Here is a 22,728-nt window from a genome sequence, read left to right as displayed (position 1 = left end):
AGATGGCACTGCAATCACTGGACATCAGACGCGTTTCGGCCACCACCACGCAGCCGCCGGTGATTCGCGAGCCGGCCACGGGCACGGTCGCGAAGCTCATCGACGTGTCGAAGTGCATCGGCTGCAAGGCGTGTCAGACGGCCTGCATGGAGTGGAACGATCTGCGCGACGAGATCGGCGTGAACGTGGGCGTCTACGACAACCCGCCCGATCTCACCGAGCATTCGTGGACCGTCATGCGGTTTGCCGAGTACGAGAATTCCGCCGGCGATATCGAATGGCTGATCCGCAAGGACGGCTGCATGCACTGCGAGGACCCGGGCTGCCTGAAGGCCTGTCCGGCGCCGGGCGCGATCGTGCAGTACACGAACGGCATCGTGGATTTCCACCAGGAGAACTGCATCGGCTGCGGCTTCTGCATCGCTGGCTGCCCGTTCGACATCCCGCGTATGTCGAAGAAGGATCACCGCGTGTACAAGTGCACGCTGTGTTCGGATCGTGTGGCGGTCGGCCAGGAGCCGGCGTGCGTGAAGACCTGCCCGACCGGCGCGATCATGTTCGGCACCAAGGAGGACATGAAGCAGCAGGCCGAGGACCGCATCGTCGATCTGAAGGAGCGCGGTTTTCAGAACGCTGGCCTGTATAACCCGGACAAGGTCGGCGGCACGCATGTGATGTACGTGTTGCACCACGCCGACCGGCCGTCGCTGTATCACGGCCTGCCGGACGATCCGCGCATCAGTCCGCTGGTCTCGTTGTGGAAGGGCATCGCCAAGCCGATCGGGCTCGCCATTATGGGGATCGCCGCGCTCGCGGGCTTCTTCCACTACACGCGCGTCGGCCCGAACGAGGTGTCCGAGGCCGACGAAGCCGCAGCCGTCAAGGAAGCCGAAGAAGCACGCCGTTCGCGGGAGGGTAGGCAATGAACCACTCTGAGCACACCGACTTCACGGACGTAAAGGGCAACCGACTGATCGTGCGCTATACGCCGAACGAGCGCACGAATCATTGGATCACCGCGATCTGTTTCATCCTGCTTGCGCTGTCCGGTCTCGCGCTGTTCCATCCGTCGATGGCGTTTCTGTACGTGGTACTCGGCGGCGGGCAGTGGACGCGGATTCTGCACCCGTTCATCGGCTGCGTGATGTTCATCTCGTTCCTGATTCTTGCGTTGCGCTTCTGGCATCACAACTATCTGGACCAGGCGGATATCCAGTGGATGAAGCAGATCGGCGACGTGCTGAACAATCGCGAGGAACGCCTGCCCGCAATCGGCAGGTACAACGCCGGGCAGAAGCTGCTGTTCTTCGTGATGGTGATCTGTATGCTGCTGCTGTTGCTGAGCGGCATCGTGATCTGGCGGCGCTACTTTTCGTTCTATTTCCCGATCGGTGTGATCCGGCTCTCGGCGCTCGTGCATGCCGTGACGGCATTCCTGCTGATCGTCGGCATCATCGTGCATATCTATGCGGCGCTGTGGGTCAAGGGCTCCATAGGTGCGATGACGCGCGGCACCGTTACCTATGGCTGGGCGCGCAAGCATCATCCAAACTGGTTCAGGGAAATCATCGGCAAGTAAATACGCTCCATAGACGCTGCTCCGATGCGGACTCTAATGCACTCGACGCAGCGCCCCTCGCACCGGGCCGCCGCGCTTCGTCGATGACGGGCGGCGGCCTTTCAGTTTTCAGAGGTCGATATCTTGACTCAACGCATTCTCGAAGCCGCCGACATCGAGTCGCTCGATCCCTCGGCAATACCCCGCATCCGCATGCCCGAGCGGCTCGCGGTGTTCGCGCCGCGCGCCGCGCGCCTGCGTCAGCTCGCCTCGCGCGGCAATCCGATTGCCGGCTACCTGCGGCTGATGGCGGCGCTCGCCGATGCGCAGCAGGCGGTGCTCGCGCACTTCAAGGCCCAGCCACCGAGCCCCGAGCTGATCGCGAGCGCGCAGCAGTATTCGATGCCGCTGATTCCGGCGCTGTCCGGCGCGCGCGATCCGGCGTGGCGCGACGTGCTGCTACAACTGCTCGACAGGATCGAAGCGGCGGGTCCCCCGTTGACGCCGCCGCTCGTGGCGTTGTTCGCGCGCCTGCGCTCGCTCGACGTCGCCGCGCTCGAAGCGCAGGCCGACGCGATCTTCGCGCAGCGCTTCGCCGACGTCGATCCGGCGAGCGCGCCGTTCATCATGGCCGCGCTGCAGGTCGTATGGACCGACCTCGCCGCCGACATCGACAAGCGCGCCGTACCGTACCTCGACACACCGGGCCTGTGCCCGGTGTGCGGCTCGCATCCGGTGGCGAGCACGCTGCGCATCGGCGGCGCGTACGACAACTATCGCTATCTGCAATGCGGATTGTGCGCGACCGAATGGCATATGGTCCGTAGCAAATGCTCGAACTGCGATTCGACGAAGGGCATCGCGTACCAGGTAGCCGGCTCGCCCGACGCCGACGCAGCCGCGCGCGAGGCCGAATCGAAAAACGCCGCGCTGAAGGCGGAGTCGTGCGACGAATGCCATACTTACCGCAAGATCGGCATTCAGGCGAAGGACTACGAGTTCGATCCATTCGCGGACGACCTCGCGAGCCTCACGCTCGATCTGCTGATGGGCGCGGAAGGTTACCGGCGCGCGTCGCCGCATCCATGGCTGTGGCCGGAGCAGACGGCCGGCGCGGCCGAAACGGAGGGCGACGAGTCGGCCTGACGGCGACCTGACCGGAGCCAAGTTCAAAACGACATAAGGATTGCTCGTGAGCGATGTGAGCAGCTCGGCATTGCGCGCGCTGATGGCGCGCGTGCCGTCGGTGGACAAGGTGTTGGCGTCGGAAGAGTTCGTGCCGCTCATCGGCGCATACGGCCGCACCCAGGTACTCAACGCGCTGCGCGACGCGCTCGATGCGTGGCGCATCAGCGCGCAATCGGGCGATGCGGCGGCCAACCCGGCGGTGAGCGCGCTCGATACCGCGCAGCTGCATGCGACGGTCGCCGCGGCGCTGCTCGCGCGTAACGCGTCGCGGCTGCGCAGCGTGTTCAATCTGACCGGCACCGTGTTGCACACGAACCTCGGCCGCGCGCTGCTGCCCGATGAGTCGGTGCGCGCGGTGATGAGCGCGCTCACGCAACCGGCCAACCTCGAGTTCGATCTCGCCACCGGCACGCGCGGCGACCGCGACGATCTGATCGACGATCTGATCTGCGAGCTGACCGGAGCCGAAGCGGCGACCATCGTCAACAACAACGCCGCCGCGGTGCTGCTCACGCTCTCCGCGCTCGCGGCGAAGAAGGAAGTGGTGGTGTCGCGCGGCGAACTCGTCGAAATCGGCGGCGCGTTTCGCATTCCCGACATCATGAGCCGCGCGGGCGCGAAGCTGCGCGAAGTCGGCACGACGAACCGCACCCATCTGAAGGACTATGAACAGGCGATCAACGCGCGTACCGCGCTGCTGATGAAAATCCACGCGAGCAACTATGCGATCAGTGGCTTCACGAAGGAAGTCGGCATCGAAGAGATCGCGCCGCTCGCGCACGCGCGCGGGCTTGCGGTCGCCGTCGATCTCGGCAGCGGCACGCTCGTCGATCTCGCCGAATGGGGCTTGCCGCGCGAGCCGACGGTGCGCGAGACCGTCGCGGCCGGCGCCGATCTGGTCACGTTCAGCGGCGACAAGCTGCTCGGCGGCCCGCAGGCCGGGTTGATCGTCGGGCGGCGCGATCTGATCGCGAAGATCAAGAAGCATCCGCTGAAGCGCGCACTGCGGGTCGGCAAGCTGACACTCGCGGCGTTGGAGCCTGTGCTCCAGCTGTATCGCGCGCCGGAGAAGTTGACGGAGCGGCTGACCACGCTACGGCTCCTCACGCGGCCCGCCGAAGATATTCACGGCGCCGCGCAGCGCGTGTTACCGGCGCTACAGCAGGCGATCGACGCGCGCTACAGCGTGGCCGCGGAGCCGATGTTCAGCCAGATCGGCAGCGGCGCATTGCCCGTCGACGTGCTGCCGAGCTATGGCCTCGTCATCAGGATGAGCGACGGCAAGCGCGGCGGCCGTCATCTGCTCGCGCTCGAAAAGCAGTTGCGCGAGATGGTGCGGCCGGTGCTCGGCCGGATCGCGGACGACGCGTTGCGGCTCGATCTGCGCTGCCTCGAAGCCGCCGACGAAGCGCAATTGATCGCACAGCTGATCGCGCAACCGAAAAGCAACTGAAGGACGGGCACGCATGATCGTCGGTACTGCTGGGCATATCGACCACGGCAAAACGAGCCTCGTGAAGGCACTCACCGGCGTCGACACGGACCGGCTCAAGGAAGAAAAAGCGCGCGGCATTTCTATCGAGCTCGGCTACGCGTACGTGCCGCTCGACAATGGCGACGTGCTCGGTCTGATCGACGTGCCGGGCCACGAAAAGCTCGTGCATACGATGACCGCGGGCGCGAGCGGCATCGACTTCGCGCTGCTCGTAATCGCCGCCGATGACGGCGTGATGCCGCAAACGCGCGAACATCTGGCGATCGTCGAACTGCTCGGCATCCGGCGCGGCGCAATCGCGTTGACGAAAGTGGATCGCGTCGACGACGAGCGCCTGCGCGAAGTGCGCGATGAAGTGAGTGTGTTCGTCGCTGGCAGCGTGCTGCGCGACGCGCCGGTATTCGATACCTGCGCGACGCGCGCGGGCGATGCGGGCGTCGCCGCGCTGAACGCGCATCTGCGCGAGCAGGCCGCCGCATGGCGCATGAAGCGCGACGACGGCCTGTTCCGCCTCGCCGTCGATCGCGTGTTCACGCTCGCGGGGCAGGGCACGATCGTCACCGGGACCGTGGTGGCGGGCAGCGTGAGCGTCGGCGACACGATGCTGCTCGCGCCGAAAAACGAATCGGTGCGCGTGCGCAGCATCCACGCGCAGAATCGCCCCGCCGAAACCGGTCGCGCCGGCCAGCGTTGCGCGCTGAATCTGGCGGCCATCGAGAAGAGTGCGATCGAGCGCGGCGACTGGATCGTCGATCCGCGACTGTCGCAAGCGAGCGAGCGCATCGACGTCGCGTTGACGCTGCTCGCCGACGCGCCGCACGCGCTCGAACATTGGGAACCGCTGCACGTGCATCTCGGCACGCAGCATCAGGTTGCGCATGTCGCGCTGCTCGAAGGCGACACGCTCGCGCCCGGTCAGCGCGCGCGCGTGCAACTCGTGTTCGAGCTGCCGCTGTGCACGGTGCCGGGCGATCGCTTCGTCGTGCGTAACGCTCAGGCCAATCGCACGGTGGGCGGCGGGCACGTGCTCGATGCGTTCGCTCCGGCGCGCAAGCGGCGCTCGCCGGAGCGCTTCGGCTGGCTCGACGCGATGCAGTCGCTGCTCGACACCGGCTCACTCGACGCGCTGTTCGCGCGCGCGCCGCACGGTTTGTCGCGGGCGTTGCTGGAGCGCCTCACGGGGATGCCGGCAGCCGCGCTCGCGTTGCCCGCCGCGACACGCACGATCGAACTGCCGGGCCATGACGCGCTGCTGGTCGCGGACGCGACATGGCACACGCTCGAGGGGCGCCTGACGAGTGCGCTCGCGCAATATCACGAGCATTCGCCCGACGAACTCGGCCCGGACGTGTCGCGCTTGCGGCGCATCGCGGCGCCACTGGTCGACGACGCGCTGTGGCGCGCGCTGGTCGACGATGCGGCGGCGCGTGGCGAGCTCGTCAGACTCGGACCGTGGCTGCATTTGCCCGGCCACGCCGTGACGCTCGACGCCGCCGATCAGGCGCTTGCCGCGACGCTGCTGCCCGAGATCGAGGCGGGGCGTTTCGATCCGCCGTGGGTGCGCGAGCTCGCGAACGCGCACGGTGTGCCGGAGGAGCGCGTGCGTCAGTTGCTGCGCAAGCTCGCGCGTCAGGGCGAGCTGTTCCAGGTCGTGCATGACCTGTTCTACCACCAGCAGGTGATTCGCGAACTTGCGTCGATCGCGGCGGCGGAGGCGCACAAGAACGGCGGCACCGTGGCGGCCGCGCCGTTTCGCGACGCGACCGGGCTCGGCCGAAAACGCGCGATCCAGCTTTTGGAGTTCTTCGACCGGGTTGGGTATACTCGCTTCCACCGTGGCCTGCACCTCGTGCGCACGGATAGCAGCTGGCTCGATCTGCCCTGATCTGGCTGGCGGTCTGTTTCTATCGGGCTCGCGTCATTCAATCACCGTAGGAAGGCATTCGTATCCGGTGGTGCGGCTGGGCTTCAAACCCAGTTGGGGGCGTCAGACGCTCTCGGGTCGGTTCGACTCCGGCTGCCTTCCGCCACAAGGCTTTGCGGGATTTCGGCATCTGTTTTTTGCCCGATATTATTTCCGCAAAATCAAGCCTGTTCCGCAAAACTGCTTGCAAGCTTTGCTTGTAACAACCATAATGGTTTCTGTAGCGGCGCAGCGATTTAAATATGCCCGGGTCGCCTGCGACAAATCGGCGCACGCAATCGTAAGCGTACTAGAGTCAGTACGTCAGGTCCGGGTATCGCAGCATTCTGAATAGCCTCCCAAAAAGGGAGGCTATTTTTTTACCGGTGGTAACGGCGTGGCAGCAACGATCTATCTCGACGAAAGCGGCTGCCTTGGCTGGCGGCTAGACGAACCGTATTTGCGAGGCGGATCAAGCCGCTACTGCACCCTTGCGGCCGCGATCATTCCGGACGGATGTGAGCCAGTACTAAGCCGCGTTGTTCGAGGCATGTATAAAAAACGTGGTCGCTGCACGTCAAATGAACTGAAATCGGTAGCATTGAAAAGCGGCGAGCGGGAGCGTTTTGCCCGGGCTCTTGACGACATCCGGCAGCGGCATCCTGATATCCAATTCGTCGCGATCACGGTCCGCAAGGAGAATGTTGGTGGCGGGTTCCGTCGACATCCCAATGGGCTGTACAACTTCATGGTCAAGTGCTTGCTGCTGGAGATCATGAGCCGGCACGATCGCGTTTCGTTCATCCCTGATGCCCGATCAATCAAGATTGACCTCAAACACGGGCTACATGATTATCTAGCGACCGAGCTTGCAGCGCTGGGAGATACGTTCCTGCAGACCACGCCATGGGAAAGCAAGGACTGCCTGCCGCTTCAGTTCGTCGATATCCTCGCGGGCATCGTGTGGTCGCACTACGAGTTCGGGAATGGAACGGCTTACCGTGCTGCGAATCCCCACATCCATCAGCGCCGCCTCTTTTTCGGTGACCTTCCGTAACCGCTATCTATCGCGTTGGCTTGACCTTGTCGCCCCGGCGGTTGCGCACGTAGTGTTCCGTCATCGCAACTGACGTGTGGCCGAGTTGCTTTTGGGCCTGTCGGATATCGCCGGAGCTGTCAGTTTTGTCTGTGCCGGCCTTCGCCCGCAAATCCCTAAACTGGAAATCCTTATCGGCTACGCCGGCAGCGCGGCGTGCTTCACGAAAGCGTCGCTGCAGCGTGTCCAGTAGCATCCGCTGGCCCTTCTCATTGACGACCAGCGCGGTACTCACCACCTTGTACCCCGCCTTGCGCCGACGGATGCGATCGATCACGGCTTTCAGTTCGCCGGACATCTCCATGCGAAGTTTCTTGCCAGTCTTCCCCTGATCGATATTCAGGAAATTGTCGCGAATATCCCGCTCGTCGTACAGCAGTGTGTCCTGCGGTCGCTGCCCAGTGAGGTATGCCAGATCCATTGCATCGCGCGTGGGTACGTCGGCCTTTTCGTACACCCTTGTGAATATCTCATCCTCGACATAGACGTCACGCCCTGTCTCGACGTTCTTTTTAACGCCGAGACAGGGATTTGCGGCCTTCGTCAGCCCGATCTCGCGCGCGAAATTGAACGCGTGGCTGAGCACCTCAATATCGCGGTTCGCGCGAACGTGACCGGCATTTGCCGGCACAACGCGGTTCTTCGATTTGTACCATTCGACTGTTTTCTTGTGACGCCAATACATGTACTGCTTGATATGTACAGGCTCGATTTCATCGAGCGGCGCGTCGTCGCCAAAAAACTCTTTCAGCAGGCCAATCTGCACGAGATTGGCGCCCTGACTGCTGGCGGCTTTTCCGGGGATGATGTCGCGGATGTACGCGTCAAAGGCGGCTTTGAGCGTGGGAACGAACGCTGTCGGTATCTGTTCCTGCTCGATTTCTGACCAGCGCTTCACCGCCAGCACGAAATCGGTACCCAGCGACTCTTCGCGCCGTGGCTTGCCGCCCAGGTCATAGTAGTAGTACGTGACCTTCCCGCGGTGGCGGGCTCGCATTCGTGGCGGTAGGTTTTTGTTTCGGGTGGGCTTTCGTCCCATGTCTTTAACCAGCCATCATCATCTTGGGCTGCCATTTCTTCTTTGGCAGATCGTCGCGTGCGATGCGGCCTTCGATCGCGGCGCGAGCAATGATCGGCCGCCCGCGCGCATTCTCCCAGAACGGGATGCCAGACGTACGCAGCCATGCGACCTGCAGTTCCTCGCGGGTTTTCCCGCGTCGACCGACCCGCACGCCAGTCAGCTCAGCGACTTCCTCCGGGGACAGAAACGTATCAGTCATCGTGCGCCTCCTCGGAAATGAGCGGGTAATCCGCTTCCTCGCCCTTCAACTCGATCACGACCGGGCCATGCCGCATGTCGCCGGTCATTGTGCCGTCGAGCTCGCGCCGTTCGGGACCGGACAGGTTGTGCCACTTCGCAATGTCATATGGGCCGCGCAGCAGCCCGCGCGGCTGGCCACGCTCCATGCGGCCGACCGCAATGCCGCGATCGCCGCACCACGCTTCAGCGGCGCGGCAAGCTTCGAACTGTACGATTTGATCGAATACAATTTTCATCATTCACCTTTGGAACGCAGCTCATGCACCTCTGGATTCAACCTTGCGGACCGTGCGCGGACCTCTACGGGCAGCCGGCCACCGCCGAGCCACATGAAGCGCTGACGCTCAACGGTGCGGGCGCTGTGAAGGACGCGCGAGCAGAGGCGCACTACACCTGCCTGCAATGCGGCGGCGTATTTGCACGAATTCTCGCTGGCCCGCCCGGCCGGCAGACATGGATGCTGCTGAACGCCGGGCAGCACTGACAGGCATCTGGCATCCTTCCCACGGATTAAACGTATGATCCGTCCACTCAATTTTGCTGTTCTCGCTCATGCTATGGCTTCCTCCGCTACGATTGAGGTCGATATGTCGCGATTTGGATACTGGAGAAACAAGTCTTCCCGGTTTCTTGCACTGCTCGTGGGTGGCGTTCTGATTTCCGGATTGGTATCAATCTTCTTCACTGAGAGGCAAAAGATGAGCGAGCAAAAGGCGGGTGTGCAGGCACCGACCATCAATATCAGCGGTAGCAGTTTTACGAACGTCGGCAAGGCCGTCACAGTTCCAGGAGACAGCAACGTCCAGCTGAATATCCAAAATACCGCCATGAACCACGTCGATACAGCCGTCGAGATACGGGACAGGCAAGCGATTCCCGAACTAAAGGCAAAGTTGCCACCTGGGGTAACCGACGAACAGATCCTCGAGGCCTTGAAGGCCATACAGACCGCGCCTGCAAATGACCAAGCACGGGAGGCCGCAGTTAAAAATTCGCCAATATGGGACGCCATCAAGGATGCAACTCCCGACGTCCTAGCATTCCTGATCAAGATCGGCGTTGGGTTATTGAAATAGCACGTCCGCGCGAAGCTGGCTCGTCGAGTCACGCCTTATCTCCCTTCTCTGCGGATGCCGCGATAGCAGCGTCGAGACTCGCCTTGTCGTAATAGTCGACACCGCAAAAGCAGATCGGTAGGCCGGAGTCGAAGAACGCTCGATACCGCTCCGCATCCCTGCGAACCTCGCCAATGAATCCCACAAGCTCATCCCTCTCGCGTCCTCCGTTATCTCCGCAAGCCGCGCGGATCTCGCATAGCAGCGTGAAGAGGTCAGAGTCGTCCGCATCCCTGATCTGCGCTGCATCCTGGGGTGGGATGGCAGGCGCGACGTCAATCATCGCGCGATAAATCGCTTCGGCTACCCGGTTTGCGTCCTTTGGAGTCAATGTCGTGCCGTTGCGATTGAAGTGATCAATGCGCGCCCGCCCGCCTGCCTTGACCATCTCAGCGGTAGGATTCTGCGGGACTCGCGCCAAACCATCCGCCATCGCCTGCCCAGTCGCCTGAGCGCTTGCAGCGTCGCGGCGGTTCCATGCGGCTTTGGCGTCATTCAGCGTCGGGCAAAGTGGCGAAGACGTGTGACAGCCCTTGCAAAGGATAAAAGGCTCTCGCATCGAGAGATTCGTATCCGCCGCGCCGCCGCAGAACGGGCACGACTTCAGTTCGTCGCTCATCGCTTGCGCGCTGTCTTGGGGTGGGGTCATGGTTGGTTCCATTCGATAAGCGGCTGGTCAGCGCGCACGTAAAGGGGATGACGCGGCGATCCGTCGAGACACCAGAGACGTGCGCCCGCGTCTTTCAGGATGCTGGCGACACGTGTGGACCGATCCGGCTTCGCATTCGAGCCCCATGCACACACAACGTCGCCGCACTCGCGGGCGAAGTTCCACAGATAGTCGTCGTTGTCGGGGCCGACCGGGTCGGGATGCGCCCACAATGCGGCCGGGTCTGTCGAGCGCAACGCATAGAGGTTCGCGACGGCCAAGCCGTTGCAATCCCACAGCTTGGCGAAGCCGCGGCAGCGCCGAATAGTAGGATCGTCGAGACTGGCATCTGCGGTGCTCGGGTTGAGCATCAAGAACAACGCGGTCGACTTCATTGGACACATCGAGTCGGCCGCGCGGGTCAGGAGGTAGCGGTACTTGCCGCATTCGCTAATGATCGCGCTCATGCTAGGATTTCTCCGTATACAGACGGAGTGCCGACATGTGGACCTGTCGAAACTGCAATGTTCGGTTTGCCCTCGGTGAGATCGAGCCCCAAATCGATGAGGAAGGATTTTTTTTCATCTGCCCCGGCTGCGACTACCGGAACAAGTTGGTGAACATCGGTCCAGATGTGGCCGGGCAGCCGCAGCTTGTCCAGCGAGACTACGAGTAAGGCACCTATTCTGAGGCGATCATGCAGTTCGACTATAGGCAGTTTCACATCGATGCGTCGCCGCTGGATGAAGGCGGCCGCTACTACGCCCGCGCGAAGATCTACCGGCGCGCCTCGGTGGACGGTGATAAGTTCGAGGTGAAGTATTCGGGCGACCTTGGAGACTATCCTTCCGACGCGGATGCAATTGAAGCTGCTGAGCGATGGTCGATCCAATGGTGCGATGCGAACCGCGCTTAGCCAGCGTCCTACGATTTTTCGAAAGCCCAGAATGAGACCTTCATGTCGAACCACAACTTCACGTATAAGGAAGTCAACTAGAGCGTGTATGTGACCGAGCAGAGGGACGGAAGGTGGAACTGGGCATATACGATGACTAAGCCCCCCGTCTACTGGAGAAACCAAGAGACGCCTGCAAGAAGTCAGGATCTTGCGATCGAAGAGGCTCGTTTCGACGCGGAGCGCCGAATCGACGCGATGTAGCGGTTTCATCTTGGACCTCTTCTTAGGACGTGCCCGGGGCCTTGCGCGTGGTACGGGTCGATCCCGTTGTGGGAGGCCGTCATGCCAGGATTCCTCGAAAGTGACCGCGGAGGTTGCCATGCTTCACGCCGAGGTGTACAAATTCCAATACACGCGTCAACAGGGTCTGCGCCGTACCTACGACGTGGTGCTTAACGTCGCTCATTCGGAAGCCGGCGTATATTCTTACGAATCGTGGGTGCATTTCAATCACGAGCTCAAAGGTAACGGACTCGTTTTCCCGCTGGTCGCCGGGACGGCCGCTGATGCCGAGGCGGAGGCGCGAGGACGGATTGAGGACAACATCGAGCACCTTGCCGGGGTGTCTGAGTAAGCGGCTCATTCCGTCTTTTCTTCTCCCGTAGGGGAGGGTTTGAAGTCGCAATCACCCCTCCTGTTGAGACAGGGCATGCCTCGCGCGGCTCTTTGCCCACGCTTCGAACTCGGTCGGATCGTCCCACTCGACGGTGTCCGCGTTGGCGATGTTCCTGAGTTCTTGTCGCAACATTTCGTTTTGCGTTCGCAATGAACGAATCTCGGCGCCGGCCGCATCAGCGATGACTGCCGCGCCCTTCAGCGCATCCCTGATCTGCGCTCCATCCTGGGGTGGGGTGGCGTAGAGCGGCGTCACGCGCCAGCCCTGGTTCTCGTAATGCTCAACCGTCGGTTTTTTCGACGTGAGAAAGGCCAGCGCAGGCTTTTCGCCGGCCGGAGAAGCACACTCCCACGCCACCGGCTGCACAGTCGCCTGAGCGCTTGCAGCGGCGAGAAGGGCGCGGCGATTCCACCTCGGCACGTCGGTGCACGAAACTTCGAACCCGCTGAGAATGCAATCGGCTGGCGGGTGATAGTAAAAGCCGGCGTCGCTGGCCTGCGAGAGACCTGTGCCACAAAGCGGGCACGCAATTGGTTGATTCGTATCCATCGCTTTAAGCCTTTATTGAGGCAGCACGGCGGCGCGCTTCCTGTGCCATCGCGAAAATGTTCCACCATGAATGAGGCCAGTCGATTGCACGTCGATGCGTCGAAAGTTCGGTTAGCAAGACCTTGGCCGAGTACAGGTGCCACTCTCGGGCTGTCATGATTGATGCCCCCGCAATATGGAAAGAGATACCGGCTTTCGAGGCGTGGAATGTCTCTGCGGCAGCCGGCGAGCCGCCGGTTCTTTACTGCGCGAACGGATCGCCGAAGAAGAACGGGTTGCCCGTCTGCTCGCGAATGGACGTGATCACGCCATTCGCGGCCGCTTCGAGTACCTTGTCGAAGCGGATGAGTTCGTAGTGGAACGTCAGCTTTGCATCCCTCTGGCGATAGCGCAGCCGTGCGTCGACGCGGTACGCATCGCCGTTGCGGAACACTGGAATGCCGATCGAGAAGCGTTCGAACAGTTGCATGCGCTGCAGCGTTGCATCGTCATCGTCTTGCACGAACGACAGGTTTTGCCCACCGTTTTGCAGTCGCACTGCACTCTTGAACCGGTAGTCTTGGGTCGCTTCGAACGCGAGCGCCATTTCGAGCATCTGCGCACCGGTCGGGAGGTTCTCGCCGTCGGTCGGGCCGGCAATGTCCTTCGAGTTTTCCTCGAGGAACGCCGCGAACTCGATTTGCGACATAGCCTTCTTGTGAAGGCCGATCCAGCGCTTCCATTCCTCGCTGAACTCCGGCGAGAAATGCGCGCGGTGGTCGCGCCATGCCGCCTTTTCCGGATCTTCCCCGTTGTCGTTGAGAATCGCGAGGAACGACACCTTGCCCTGCGGGTAGTCCGCTTCGCACCAGATAGTCGAATCGGTCAGCGAGCCGTGCCGCTTCACATAGCTGACGAAGTCCTCAACAGTGCGCAGGCGAATCGTCGCGGTCTTGCGCAGCGGAGCAGCGAGATACTTCGAGTCGTCGTATTCACGCAGATTCCAGTTCGGCGGTAGCGCGATGCGCCGCAGAGCGCCGGCCGCATCCGATCCAATCTCGATCGGTGTTTTCATTTCCCGCGCGAGCGTCTCGGCGATGTTGGTTTTCAGATCATCCATATCGGGGGAGTATTCCAGTAGGGAGGGTTAGGCCGTCTTCAATTCGGACGGCGGGGTGTCAGCGGTGTCGACGCGCTTCAAATCGAGCTTCTGCTGACGAGGATCGTCGGCGACGAGGTTGCCTTCAGGCGTGGCGAACAGCATGGCTTCCATCGGCTCGTCGGCAGGCTTCTTGAGAGTCGATTTGCCGGTGACGAGCATGGCGCCGCCGCGGCTTGCCTTCTTCACGGTCAGTTCGATCGTGATCTTTCCGGTGCCGCCGTTGGTGTCGATCGCGCGTACGAGCTCGGCGAATTGTTCACTGGAGTGGTCGAGCAGCGTGCCACCGGCAATCTGGCGCAGCGTGTCAGTAATGGGTCTGACAGACATTTGGACTCCTATTCTTTTCGTGTACTGCATGGAATAAAAAGGGCCTACTTGCAGGAGGAATCAGCTTTCGGCCAACGGGGACGGGTCAGTGTCGCCGGCAGCGCGGTCTTTTCCGCTGACAGCGACGAGTCGCAATGAGCGCGGAGGACGCCACGGCTGACGGATATTGAAGGCTTCTGGGCTGGCCGCTGGCTGTGCCCATGGAGCGGGATCAATGGTCCTGCGACAGTTGGCGATGGCGAGCGCAACGCGCCACGACGGATTACGTTTTGGGTCACTGTCGCCACCCATCGCAATGAGCGCGCTCGAAAGCGCATCGTCGCTGACGGGAATGCTGGCGGCAGGAATGCGGCGAGGCATGATCGCTCCCATGGTGAGCCTTTACGGGATCAGATGCAGCGGGTTGCCTGACAGACAGCGGTACCGCGTTCATCCCACTGCTGAACGAGCGCGCACAACAGAACCACGATCGCAAGAGCCAGGGCTGATGTCGCGCAGTATTTGAGGAATGCGCACATCACCACGCACCCAGCACCCGGCAAAGGCCCTCGGCGACGAGCGGGGATGCAGCGAGGAACGCGAAGCAGAGCAGCGGGCGCTTCGTCGTGCGGCGTGCGTACTGGTCGGCTTCAGCTGCTGCGTCGCGCCGCGGGCGGGCAGCCTCTGGCTTGGCGTCGACGCCTTCGCCGATCGGCCCGGCAGCGAGTTCGCGTTTGAGATGGCAGGTACGGGCGCCGTGCGGTCTGGGGAGCGCATCGAGCGTCAACAGGGCGAGGGCAAAAGCAGACATTCCGTTCATCCATCAGTGGGGTAGTGATGGATCAAAATATAACTACAGTAGTTTTATAAGTCAACAACAAAAGTTATTTTTGCGGAGGGGTAGGAGGATCGCGCAATGCCCTGGTGAACTCGGCCAGCATGATTGCTGCCGCCATTGCGTCGTCTCGCAAGTCACGATAGATGCCAGCTACAGACATGCGGATGCTGCCGTCAGGGAAGTGACGGAGGCAAAGTTCTCCATCGGCTTTGAGATCCGCGTTGTCCGCGGGTGGCTGCGACGGTGGAACAAGGGTGAGACTTGGGCGGGGCCGCTTTGCTTTTCTATTTGTCACGGCAACCCCGCCAGCATGAGGGGCATCCCGTAAAGCAATGGGAAATGACGCACCGCAAAATGAATGAATAATGTAATCATCCCTGCCTCAGGCGGCAGAAAAATTGCGGTCAATGCATTGGCTATTTGTCCTGATTGCCACCAAAAGGCCGGGCCGTAAGGCGATCGGTGTCAATGCGGAGTGTTTCGCCGGCCGTCAGCAGCTGACGGCGCTAGCCAGTCAATTCGTCCCATGCTAATACGCTCTTCAGGAACAGGTAGTAACTTTGTATTGCAGAAGTTACCGCATATATCGAGATATAGGCACGTCTGAAATGAACGATGCAATTCATTCAGGCACTTTTCCCGTCCAGAGTAATGAAATTGTGAAAAAAATGCGAACTGCCGGATAACCTAATTATTGAAAAAGCCGATTCAATAAATAGAATGTGTTGTAGGTGAAAAAAAGCCGCTATCGCGGCTTGGACTAGCTCGCCTTGCGCGGTATGTCGTGTTTGATCGCGGGCACCTCATCGGTGATTTCCCCTGCCGGCGAAACCTCTCGCCTCGCTGGCTCAGCATTTCCGACAGGATGCTGCTTCAGTGCCTCGACGGTGGCCGCGATCTGCTCAATCTGCGCTGCTGTTAGACCGCGCGTCACTTTCACTAGCCGTTGTATTGCGGCGTCGAGCTTCGCCTGCTCGTCGGCGCGGTGTGTGATGCCAGGGCCGACGGCGTCTGTCATTGGCCCCGTTCCGCTCGCCAGCCATAGGGGGCGCACTTCCAGCTTTGTCGCGATTTCGACAATCTTCGACGTCTCCGAGCCGTTCTCGATCTTCCCGATCATAGGCTGGGAGACGCCAACTCGTTCGGCCAGTTCAGCTTGAGTCAAGCCAGCTCGCTTGCGAGCAAAGCGAACACGGGCCGCCAAGGTATCCAGTTCAGCATTTTCCATGCTGGGAACGATACAACCCTGGTTGTTGCCGGTCAAAAAACTATGGTTATTGACTTTCATAAAACTATGGTTTTAAACTTGCGTCATGCTCAAGAACCAATCCTATGGCGCCCTGATGGACGCAGTTCGGGTGGCCGGCACGCAAGAGAGCGTTGCTGCCATGGCCGGCAAGAAGCAGGGCCACTTTTCCAAGTGGCTTAGAAGCCCTTTGGGCGTCCCTGCGGAGCACTGCATGGCAATCGAGGAAGGCTGTCTGTCGATCGATCCGAACTGCAATGTCACGTGCGAACGTCTGCGGCCCGATCTGACTGCGCAGTGGCAGTACATGCGAAACAGTGCTCCTGTGAGTTCGTCAGCATGTTGTGGCGCCCCAGGATCTCCCCCCATACCTCTTGCTGCTCGTGAGGCGGCAAGAGGCGAACTGGGGCAACCCATCCCAGCACCAGAGGAGGTGTGATGTCTAACGATCGTTTCAGACCAGATGTTCGGCAGCTGCTGGCAGAAGCGGCTTTCAGGGGCGCTTGTTTGCCACGAGACCGGTGGCCATATGCTCTAAAAGCCATAGGTCTTTCTGAGGGATTCCCTGGTCAATCCGCATCCGTAGAGCGCGTTCATTCAATGCGTCGGATGCCTCTTGCCTGGTTAGCAAGCCTTTTTCGTCGAGTGCGTCGACTAACGCTGCGATAGCCCCGGAAAAGTTTTCGACGATAAGACCGAGTTGTTCGGCGGTGACCAGTGTGGTTTTTTCGTTCATGAGGGTTCCTTCAGTGATGAAAGTAAATGAGGTTTGTGTGAGAGCTGCTGATTCTACTGGCGAGAGCCGGAACCCTCGCCCGAATACAACCGAGGCTGCTTCAGATCACCTATATGCAGGTTTCGTCAGGAACGCGGTCGTGGGCTTCGAACTTCAATCCAATGCGTTCCGCCATCCGTGAGAACCGAATCAGAAAGTCGAATGCGATGTCCGAATCTACAAGCCAGACGTTTGCGCATGCGCGTGCCGCGCCGGGAGGTTTCTGACCAAGCAGCGAATCGAGTTTGTCTAGCGTGTCGAGGTCTCCATGGCCTTCCGGCGGCGCCGTTAAAAGTGCGACAAGTTTCATGCGTGCTCCTGTTGTGAGCGTGGTTGGCGGTGTTGCAGCCCGACAACCTGGTCGGTGGGCGGGGTTGCAGTGCCAACCTGGCATATCTGTCGAGCTTTGTATTTGGGACGAGTCTGAATTGCGATGGGCTAGCCTGACAGAAAAGCTCCAAATATTTGTATTGGGTAAGCACTACTAATGGTTAAAACGGGAATGTAACCCCGGGAGATTGAGAAATCATGCGCAACGTGTCGCACAGAAGCCCGATAGCGGCAGTGAAGGCGGTTATTTCCGAATGGAAAAACGCGCACGGCTGGTCGCGGGAGACCGTCGTCGAGCAGGTTGTAACGGCGCACATGCGCATCGATGCGCCCTGTCGCACAGGTATTCGCTTCAGCGACCACCACGACCCGGCCACGCGCCAGAAGACGAACGCCGATCGCGTGTACCGGTGGCTCGACGACGATGAAGATCGCAACCTGCTCTCGGTGAACATGCTGCCGTCAGTATTGGCCGGGCTGCCTGTCGATCGCGCAGTGGCGCTCGTCAACGAGATTCTGGCGCCGGCGGGGTTTGCGGCCCGCACGCTGGACGTTTCCGCAAACGGGGCGGTTGATCCGCGCGAAATTGTCCAGGCGATCGTGCGCACGAATCACCGGACCGAGGCGGATGCGACAGACCTACTGGACGGCATCGATCCGGGCGAACTGCCGCGCCTGCACAACAGCCTTGTCAACGACATCGCCGTCAAGAAGTCGCTCGTCACTGCTGTTGAATCAGCGATGCGCAAAACCGGTGAGACGGTCACGGCGCTGTTCAGAAGGGAGGCGTGATGCGTGAACTGTTCGAAGGCGCGGCATTCAAGGCGGGCGAGCAGGCGGCGCGGGCTGGTGTCCCGTTTCATGAAAATCCGCTGACTGGTCCACTGCAGCGATTCGCGCGGCAGTGGGAGCGCAGCTGGTCCGAATTTGTCGAGAAGTGTTCCGACGCCATTGGAAACACAAGAGGGGGCGAGCCTGTGTAGCAAGCAGGTCGTCAGTCATGGCGCGCGCGGCTTGCGGAAGGGACGCGCGCAGTAGCAATGCGAGGGATTGCGCCCGGCTTCCGTGACGGCCCCCATACGCGAGCAGTGCCAGAGATCACCGCTGGGAGCGAGGCAGACCCTCGCCAACACCGACCTTCCGGCGGCCTTTGGTCAACCGATTGAGAGCAACGAGAATGGCAAAAAACAGCATCGACGCGTACGGCGCATCCGGCAAAAGCAACGTCCTCTATTTCGATCCTGAGGTGTTGACGCTCGTGGAGGATCAGGCGCATCCGCTTTACGACTCTCGCGTGCATCTGCCGCTCGACGAGAACATGGTGCGCAACATCATGTACCAAGGTGTGCTGCAGGCGATCGAGGTCAACAAGAATCCCGAGACAGGCAACGTCGAAGTCGTCATGGGCCGGCAGCGTGTCAAAAACTGCCGGGAGGCTAACCGCCGTTTACGCGATCGGGGCGAGGAACCGAAGCTCGTGCCGGCGATCGTGCGGAAGGTGGCGGCGCGTGACCGCGCGCTTGTGCTGTCGGCCGCCACGGCAAGCGAAAACGCCATTCGCCAACAGGAAAGCCCGATAACGCGCGCCGAAAAAATGGCGCGGCAACTGTCGCTCGGTCGATCCGAGGCGGATATCGGAATCTTGTTCGGTGTCGGTCTGCAGACCGTGCGCGCGTCGCTCGAACTGCTCGAATGCTGCGCTGCCGTTCAGGATGCTGTCGAAGCGGGGAAGGTGAACGTTACCCATGCGAAGCAGCTCGCGAAATTGACGCCCGATGACCAGCGCGCGAAGGTTGCCGAATTGATCGCGGCCGGCGACGGCGTAAATGGGCATGAACGCTCGCGCAAACAGCGGGCCGTGATGGGTGACGGCAAGCCGCGCATGAAGACGCGCGCGAAGATCGAGAAGGAGTTGGAGACCGCCAAGGGCGAGCGAGCAGACGCCCTGCGGTGGGTCCTCGGTCTTGCGGAAGTTGGCGAGCAATCCAGCCAACCCGAAGAGCAGGAGGCGATCTGATGGTCGATCAGATTGCAATCGGGCTGTGCGGTGTAACGGCCGTATATCTTTCGCAGGACGCGCGCGCAGAGCGGCGCCGTTACGCATGCCTGTTTGGTCTGGCGGGGCAACCGTTCTGGCTATATGCGACGTGGAAGGCGCAGCAGTGGGGGATATTCGGGCTGTCGTTCTTGTATGCGTTTTCGTGGGCGCGCGGGTTCTTCGCGCATTGGGTGCGGAGGGTTCCGTGACGCCACTTCAGATCGGCAACGCGACGCTGTTCTTGGGCGATTGCCGCGCGGTCATGCCAGAGCTGGCGGCCGAATCCATTGACATGGTTTGGACGGACCCGCCATACGGCCACAACAATGCGGACGGCGACCTTCTGAGTCGGATGGACGTCGTTCTTCGTAGCGCCAGAAAGACGCGGGCAACCCCGATCGCGAACGATTCACCAGACTCGATGCGGGAGGTGGTCGACGGAATGCTCACGCAAGCAGCGAGAGTGCTGCGTGCCGACTGCTGCTGTTGCTGCTGCTGCGGCGGCGGCCCACGCCCCACGTTCGCATGGTTGGCGCTGCGCATGGACGAAAAGGGGCTTTCCTTCTTTCACAGCGTGATTTGGGATAAACGGAATCCCGGCATCGGTTGGCGATATCGTCGTCAGCACGAGATGGTCATGGTTGCTCACAGAGCGGGTGGCCGGCTCATGTGGAATGAGGAAGTCGAGGCAATTCCCAACGTCATAAGCGCCACCAAGCCGCGCGATCTCTATCACCCGAACGAAAAGCCCCTGCGCCTTATGGAGCAGATGATCCGTGCACATACCGTTCCGGGGCAAGTCGTGCTGGACCCTTTTATGGGCAGCGGCAGCACTGGCGTCGCGGCTGCGAAATTGGGTCGCAGGTTCGTAGGGATTGAGCTTGACCCGGTGCATTTCGACACGGCGGTCGAGCGTATGGTGAACGCGCATCGACAGGGAGCGCTATTTGATGAACCGCGCATGGGCGCCGAGCAGCCGAGTTTGTTCGGGGAGGGTGAGTAATGGACTGGCTCGACCGCTGCCACTTCGGAGACTGCCGCGAGACGATGCGCGCGATGATCGCCGACGGCGCGAAGGTGCGGACAATCGTGACGTCGCCGCCGTATTACGGGCTGCGTGACTACGGCCACGTAGGCCAACTTGGACTGGAGAAATCGCCGGACGCTTACATCGCCGCGATGGTCGAGGTGTTCCGCGCCGCGCGCGATGTCCTGGTTGACGATGGCACGCTCTGGCTGAACATTGGCGATAGCTACGCCGGCTCGTGGGGTTCGCAAGGGCGCCAAGGCAACACCGGGCAGATGGCGGGCAGGTCTGTTGCCAACGTTCGTGAGCGGTCGAAGATACAAGCGGCACGCATCGAGGTAGGTGCTTATCCGTCGAAGGTGAACCGAACAGGCACGATTCCGGCGGCCTCCGACCTGAAGCCGAAAGACCTGATTGGCATCCCTTGGATGCTCGCGTTTGCGCTGCGCGCCGATGGCTGGTACCTGCGCCAAGAGATCATTTGGCACAAGCCGAATCCAATGCCCGAGAGTGTGCGTGATCGCTGCACCAAGGCGCACGAATCGCTTTTCCTCCTAGCGAAGTCCGGGCGCTATTTCTATCAAGCTGAAGCTATTGCGCAACCGCTTGCGGAAACGAGTGTCGATCGGTTGGGTCAACCGAACCTGCATAACCAAACAGGAAGCGACCGCGTGCCGGGCAAAACGAACGGCTCGATGAAAGCAGTCGGCCCGCGCATCGGTGGCAACAAGTACGGTGACGATGACCGCGAGGAATCGCGCACGAAATCGGGCAGTGAGTGGACCGGTGAAACCGGTCGCGCGAATCGGCGGTCGGTGTGGACGATTGCGACGACGCCCTATAAGGGCGCCCACTTCGCCACATTCCCTCAAGAACTTGTTGAGCCATGCGTGCTCGCGGGCTCGCGGCCAGGCGACATCGTGTTCGATCCGTTTTTCGGGAGCGGCACAACCGGCCAGGTCGCGCAGCGGCTCGGCCGCCATTTCATCGGCTGCGAACTGAACCCCGCATACGAAACGCTGCAGCGCGATCGTCTGCGACAGCCGGGTTTTGTGCTGGAGGTCTCGTGAACGATCGCGACTGGCACATCCGCATGGCGCGCACGTATCTCGCGGAAGCGGCGCGAGCACGGCACTACGGGCACTGGAGCTGGCACGCGACGCTGCTGTCATGGGTCGCGGGCAGACGCCGGCAGGCCGCGGCGATATCGCGCGTGCCGGCGCAAGGCGAATTGTTCTCTGATGCTCATCCCGCGACGGCATGCGCGTCTGCATATGGACTGTGCGAATGAACGCCCAGCCAAACCGCCTATTTTCACGCGTGCGCTTTCGAGCCGTGCAACTGCAGGCCAAGTGCCTTGATGACCTTCAGGATCGTCCCGAAGCTCGGATTACCGTCGCTCGACAACGCCTTGTACAGCCCCTCGCGCGTCAGGCCCGTGTCGCGCGCCACCTGCGCCATGCCGCGCGCCCGGGCAATGACGCCGAGCGCATGCGCGATAAATGTCGGATCGTCACCGCCTTCGAGCAAACAGGCTTCGAAGTATTCGGCCATATCGTCTTCGGTCTTCAGGTGTTCGGCCGAGTCCCACGGCCGGGTCTTGATATGTTGCATCACGCGAACGAGATCACTAGCTTTTTGCCGCAGGCTTCGGCGTATTTGCGCAGAGTGTCGAGCGAAGGTGAGTGTTGCCCAGACGCGAGGGCGCGCTCAAGCCGCGTGACGGCGGGCGCCTTGGTGCCCATGCGCTCAGCCACGTCCGCTTGGGTGAGGCCGGCGGCGCGCCGTGCCTCAAGCATCTGGTCAAGCAGGGCGTACTCTTCGCGGTTCAGCCGATCGTATTCCGCGCGCACTTTAGGGTCGGCAAGCGCGCGTTCGCGCATTTCCTTATACGTTGCCATTTCTGACCTCCAACAATCTCTTTCGAGCGGTTTCCAGTTCGTTCGCGGGCGTTTTTTGGGTTTTCTTCACGAAGCAGTGAAGCATCACGATGCGCCGGTCAATGACCGCGCAGTAAAACACCCTCGCAATACCCTCAGCCCCTTTGAGTCGCATTTCAAACAGACCGCCTCCCATTGCCTTGGTATGTGGTTCGCCGAGATTCGGCCCGTGTTGTTCCATACGGTCAGCCAAGGCGAAGAAGCGCGCAAGCAAGGTCTTCGGCAATGCGGCGATGCTGGTTTCGACCCGCTGGCTGTAGAAGCGGATTTGGTATGTCATGAAGAAAATAATAACATATTTGTTACGTCGATGCAAACGCGAAAGGCAACGAACGTGATCACGGCGGCGCGCGCGATCGAATTTGCAATCCAGGGCGACCTGGCTTATTCTGCGAGCAAGGAGCCTAGAAACTCCCATGCAGAGCGGTATCCACGCCCGCCAGTACGTGGTTTTTTTACGTCCGTAGTCCGTGCAGGACTACGCGCGTCCGGTCAATGGCCGGGAGGGCGACGGATACAAGACCCGCAAGGGAAAGAAGTCCGCCCAGCTCTGCATGGGTTTCTAGCCTCCCGGCCACCTCGCGGGATGCGCCTAGAAACGCTCCAGCGAGGCTTTGTCAAGCTCGCAGAGGAGCGTTT

Annotated in this window: 34 protein-coding genes and 1 tRNA gene; 19 read left to right on the top strand and 16 right to left on the bottom strand. The window is 61.1% G+C overall.

What is annotated here, in order from left to right; genetic code table 11:
• The first annotated feature begins 2 nt into the window (after positions 1-2).
• The 7 genes from fdxH (at position 3) to HWY30_RS09680 (ending at position 7,201) form a co-directional block, all read left to right on the top strand.
• Positions 3-926, top strand: coding sequence for a formate dehydrogenase subunit beta (gene fdxH / locus HWY30_RS09710; protein ID WP_090808548.1), 924 nt, complete (start codon positions 3-5; stop codon positions 924-926).
• Positions 923-1,579: a formate dehydrogenase subunit gamma gene (locus HWY30_RS09705; RefSeq protein WP_090808550.1), complete on the top strand. Its 657-nt coding sequence runs from the start codon at positions 923-925 to the stop codon at positions 1,577-1,579. Before fdxH ends, HWY30_RS09705 begins: the two co-directional genes overlap by 4 nt.
• 123 nt (positions 1,580-1,702) lie before the next feature.
• A complete protein-coding gene (gene fdhE / locus HWY30_RS09700; protein ID WP_090808552.1) occupies positions 1,703-2,704 on the top strand; it encodes a formate dehydrogenase accessory protein FdhE in 1,002 nt (333 codons plus the stop codon).
• 46 nt (positions 2,705-2,750) lie between these two features.
• On the top strand, positions 2,751-4,199 hold the full coding sequence (gene selA / locus HWY30_RS09695; RefSeq protein ID WP_176078871.1) for an L-seryl-tRNA(Sec) selenium transferase: 1,449 nt from the start codon (positions 2,751-2,753) through the stop codon (positions 4,197-4,199).
• A gap of 13 nt (positions 4,200-4,212) precedes the next feature.
• Complete coding sequence (gene selB, locus HWY30_RS09690; RefSeq protein WP_090808557.1) at positions 4,213-6,126, top strand: selenocysteine-specific translation elongation factor; 1,914 nt, start codon at positions 4,213-4,215, stop codon at positions 6,124-6,126.
• A gap of 49 nt (positions 6,127-6,175) precedes the next feature.
• Positions 6,176-6,271 (top strand) — tRNA-Sec (locus HWY30_RS09685).
• Between the two features lie 270 nt (positions 6,272-6,541).
• Complete coding sequence (locus HWY30_RS09680; protein WP_090808559.1) at positions 6,542-7,201, top strand: DUF3800 domain-containing protein; 660 nt, start codon at positions 6,542-6,544, stop codon at positions 7,199-7,201.
• Between the two features lie 7 nt (positions 7,202-7,208).
• On the opposite strand, the gene HWY30_RS09675 is transcribed toward HWY30_RS09680, so the two are convergent.
• From HWY30_RS09675 to HWY30_RS09665, 3 genes are read right to left on the bottom strand one after another with little or no spacing between them, the layout of a single operon-like run.
• Positions 7,209-8,279, bottom strand: a complete 1,071-nt coding sequence (locus HWY30_RS09675) for a tyrosine-type recombinase/integrase (protein ID WP_167368738.1) — start codon at positions 8,277-8,279, stop codon at positions 7,209-7,211.
• Between the two features lie 4 nt (positions 8,280-8,283).
• On the bottom strand, positions 8,284-8,520 hold the full coding sequence (locus HWY30_RS09670; protein WP_090808561.1) for a DUF4224 domain-containing protein: 237 nt from the start codon (positions 8,518-8,520) through the stop codon (positions 8,284-8,286).
• Positions 8,513-8,797 carry a hypothetical protein gene (locus HWY30_RS09665; protein WP_244144854.1) on the bottom strand — a complete coding sequence of 95 codons (285 nt, stop codon included), beginning with the start codon at positions 8,795-8,797 and terminating at the stop codon, positions 8,513-8,515. Before HWY30_RS09665 ends, HWY30_RS09670 begins: the two co-directional genes overlap by 8 nt.
• A gap of 23 nt (positions 8,798-8,820) precedes the next feature.
• On the opposite strand from HWY30_RS09665, the gene HWY30_RS09660 reads away from it, so the two are divergent.
• Positions 8,821-9,045 carry a hypothetical protein gene (locus HWY30_RS09660; protein ID WP_090808565.1) on the top strand — a complete coding sequence of 75 codons (225 nt, stop codon included), beginning with the start codon at positions 8,821-8,823 and terminating at the stop codon, positions 9,043-9,045.
• 34 nt (positions 9,046-9,079) lie between these two features.
• Positions 9,080-9,637 (top strand): hypothetical protein, encoded by a 558-nt coding sequence (locus tag HWY30_RS09655; RefSeq protein WP_167368739.1) that lies wholly within the window; start codon positions 9,080-9,082, stop codon positions 9,635-9,637.
• Between the two features lie 28 nt (positions 9,638-9,665).
• On the opposite strand, the gene HWY30_RS09650 is transcribed toward HWY30_RS09655, so the two are convergent.
• Positions 9,666-10,295 carry a Lar family restriction alleviation protein gene (locus HWY30_RS09650; protein ID WP_176078870.1) on the bottom strand — a complete coding sequence of 210 codons (630 nt, stop codon included), beginning with the start codon at positions 10,293-10,295 and terminating at the stop codon, positions 9,666-9,668.
• A gap of 26 nt (positions 10,296-10,321) precedes the next feature.
• Positions 10,322-10,792 (bottom strand): DUF1643 domain-containing protein, encoded by a 471-nt coding sequence (locus HWY30_RS09645; protein ID WP_090808570.1) that lies wholly within the window; start codon positions 10,790-10,792, stop codon positions 10,322-10,324.
• Between the two features lie 230 nt (positions 10,793-11,022).
• Between HWY30_RS09645 and HWY30_RS09640 the strand changes: the two genes are divergently transcribed.
• Both HWY30_RS09640 and HWY30_RS09635 read left to right on the top strand, forming a co-directional pair.
• A complete protein-coding gene (locus HWY30_RS09640) occupies positions 11,023-11,241 on the top strand; it encodes a hypothetical protein (RefSeq protein ID WP_090808572.1) in 219 nt (72 codons plus the stop codon).
• Positions 11,242-11,602: 361 nt separating this feature from the next.
• Positions 11,603-11,857: a hypothetical protein gene (locus HWY30_RS09635; protein WP_090808574.1), complete on the top strand. Its 255-nt coding sequence runs from the start codon at positions 11,603-11,605 to the stop codon at positions 11,855-11,857.
• A gap of 51 nt (positions 11,858-11,908) precedes the next feature.
• On the opposite strand, the gene HWY30_RS09630 is transcribed toward HWY30_RS09635, so the two are convergent.
• The 6 genes from HWY30_RS09630 to HWY30_RS09605 form a co-directional block, all read right to left on the bottom strand.
• Positions 11,909-12,448, bottom strand: a complete 540-nt coding sequence (locus HWY30_RS09630) for a hypothetical protein (RefSeq protein ID WP_143037241.1) — start codon at positions 12,446-12,448, stop codon at positions 11,909-11,911.
• A gap of 241 nt (positions 12,449-12,689) precedes the next feature.
• Entirely contained in the window at positions 12,690-13,547 is an 858-nt protein-coding gene (locus tag HWY30_RS09625) for a DUF2303 family protein (RefSeq protein WP_090808577.1), read from the bottom strand.
• A gap of 27 nt (positions 13,548-13,574) precedes the next feature.
• A complete protein-coding gene (locus HWY30_RS09620) occupies positions 13,575-13,916 on the bottom strand; it encodes a hypothetical protein (RefSeq protein ID WP_090808578.1) in 342 nt (113 codons plus the stop codon).
• Between the two features lie 60 nt (positions 13,917-13,976).
• Positions 13,977-14,288 (bottom strand): hypothetical protein, encoded by a 312-nt coding sequence (locus HWY30_RS09615; protein WP_143037242.1) that lies wholly within the window; start codon positions 14,286-14,288, stop codon positions 13,977-13,979.
• A gap of 145 nt (positions 14,289-14,433) precedes the next feature.
• Positions 14,434-14,706 carry a hypothetical protein gene (locus tag HWY30_RS09610; RefSeq protein WP_143037243.1) on the bottom strand — a complete coding sequence of 91 codons (273 nt, stop codon included), beginning with the start codon at positions 14,704-14,706 and terminating at the stop codon, positions 14,434-14,436.
• Between the two features lie 787 nt (positions 14,707-15,493).
• Complete coding sequence (locus tag HWY30_RS09605) at positions 15,494-16,021, bottom strand: helix-turn-helix domain-containing protein (RefSeq protein ID WP_090808582.1); 528 nt, start codon at positions 16,019-16,021, stop codon at positions 15,494-15,496.
• A 25-nt stretch (positions 16,022-16,046) separates the two neighbouring features.
• On the opposite strand from HWY30_RS09605, the gene HWY30_RS42905 reads away from it, so the two are divergent.
• The gene (locus HWY30_RS42905) at positions 16,047-16,418 is read left to right on the top strand and encodes a YdaS family helix-turn-helix protein (protein WP_090808586.1); all 372 of its coding nucleotides are present in this window, start codon (positions 16,047-16,049) and stop codon (positions 16,416-16,418) included.
• 54 nt (positions 16,419-16,472) lie between these two features.
• Here the strand turns inward: HWY30_RS42905 and HWY30_RS09595 are convergent, their stop codons facing one another.
• Together HWY30_RS09595 and HWY30_RS09590 are read right to left on the bottom strand one after the other, a co-directional pair.
• Positions 16,473-16,715 carry a hypothetical protein gene (locus HWY30_RS09595; protein WP_090808588.1) on the bottom strand — a complete coding sequence of 81 codons (243 nt, stop codon included), beginning with the start codon at positions 16,713-16,715 and terminating at the stop codon, positions 16,473-16,475.
• A 109-nt stretch (positions 16,716-16,824) separates the two neighbouring features.
• Positions 16,825-17,064, bottom strand: a complete 240-nt coding sequence (locus HWY30_RS09590) for a hypothetical protein (RefSeq protein WP_090808590.1) — start codon at positions 17,062-17,064, stop codon at positions 16,825-16,827.
• A 218-nt stretch (positions 17,065-17,282) separates the two neighbouring features.
• On the opposite strand from HWY30_RS09590, the gene HWY30_RS09585 reads away from it, so the two are divergent.
• The 7 genes from HWY30_RS09585 (at position 17,283) to HWY30_RS09555 (ending at position 21,440) form a co-directional block, all read left to right on the top strand.
• Positions 17,283-17,876, top strand: a complete 594-nt coding sequence (locus HWY30_RS09585; RefSeq protein WP_143037244.1) for a hypothetical protein — start codon at positions 17,283-17,285, stop codon at positions 17,874-17,876.
• The gene (locus tag HWY30_RS09580; RefSeq protein WP_090808594.1) at positions 17,876-18,067 is read left to right on the top strand and encodes a hypothetical protein; all 192 of its coding nucleotides are present in this window, start codon (positions 17,876-17,878) and stop codon (positions 18,065-18,067) included. Before HWY30_RS09585 ends, HWY30_RS09580 begins: the two co-directional genes overlap by 1 nt.
• A gap of 194 nt (positions 18,068-18,261) precedes the next feature.
• Positions 18,262-19,101: a ParB/RepB/Spo0J family partition protein gene (locus HWY30_RS09575; protein ID WP_090808596.1), complete on the top strand. Its 840-nt coding sequence runs from the start codon at positions 18,262-18,264 to the stop codon at positions 19,099-19,101.
• The gene (locus tag HWY30_RS09570; protein WP_090808598.1) at positions 19,101-19,331 is read left to right on the top strand and encodes a hypothetical protein; all 231 of its coding nucleotides are present in this window, start codon (positions 19,101-19,103) and stop codon (positions 19,329-19,331) included. The genes HWY30_RS09575 and HWY30_RS09570 overlap by 1 nt, the downstream gene beginning before the upstream one ends.
• Positions 19,328-20,125 carry a DNA-methyltransferase gene (locus HWY30_RS41535; protein WP_090808600.1) on the top strand — a complete coding sequence of 266 codons (798 nt, stop codon included), beginning with the start codon at positions 19,328-19,330 and terminating at the stop codon, positions 20,123-20,125. Before HWY30_RS09570 ends, HWY30_RS41535 begins: the two co-directional genes overlap by 4 nt.
• A complete protein-coding gene (locus tag HWY30_RS09560; RefSeq protein WP_090808602.1) occupies positions 20,125-21,219 on the top strand; it encodes a DNA-methyltransferase in 1,095 nt (364 codons plus the stop codon). Before HWY30_RS41535 ends, HWY30_RS09560 begins: the two co-directional genes overlap by 1 nt.
• Positions 21,216-21,440 carry a hypothetical protein gene (locus HWY30_RS09555; protein WP_090808603.1) on the top strand — a complete coding sequence of 75 codons (225 nt, stop codon included), beginning with the start codon at positions 21,216-21,218 and terminating at the stop codon, positions 21,438-21,440. Before HWY30_RS09560 ends, HWY30_RS09555 begins: the two co-directional genes overlap by 4 nt.
• A gap of 23 nt (positions 21,441-21,463) precedes the next feature.
• Here the strand turns inward: HWY30_RS09555 and HWY30_RS09550 are convergent, their stop codons facing one another.
• Genes HWY30_RS09550 through HWY30_RS09540 form a run of 3 tightly spaced genes read right to left on the bottom strand, consistent with a single transcriptional unit; the run spans position 21,464 to position 22,507 of the window.
• The gene (locus HWY30_RS09550) at positions 21,464-21,763 is read right to left on the bottom strand and encodes an addiction module antidote protein (protein WP_090808605.1); all 300 of its coding nucleotides are present in this window, start codon (positions 21,761-21,763) and stop codon (positions 21,464-21,466) included.
• Complete coding sequence (locus tag HWY30_RS09545; RefSeq protein WP_090808608.1) at positions 21,763-22,050, bottom strand: helix-turn-helix domain-containing protein; 288 nt, start codon at positions 22,048-22,050, stop codon at positions 21,763-21,765. Before HWY30_RS09545 ends, HWY30_RS09550 begins: the two co-directional genes overlap by 1 nt.
• Positions 22,037-22,507, bottom strand: a complete 471-nt coding sequence (locus tag HWY30_RS09540; RefSeq protein ID WP_244144853.1) for a type II toxin-antitoxin system RelE/ParE family toxin — start codon at positions 22,505-22,507, stop codon at positions 22,037-22,039. Before HWY30_RS09540 ends, HWY30_RS09545 begins: the two co-directional genes overlap by 14 nt.
• Positions 22,508-22,728: the final 221 nt, after the last annotated feature.

The organism is Paraburkholderia tuberum STM678 (assembly GCF_902833905.1).
Classification (GTDB): domain Bacteria; phylum Pseudomonadota; class Gammaproteobacteria; order Burkholderiales; family Burkholderiaceae; genus Paraburkholderia; species Paraburkholderia tuberum.
This window is presented reverse-complemented; position numbering and strand designations above follow the sequence as displayed.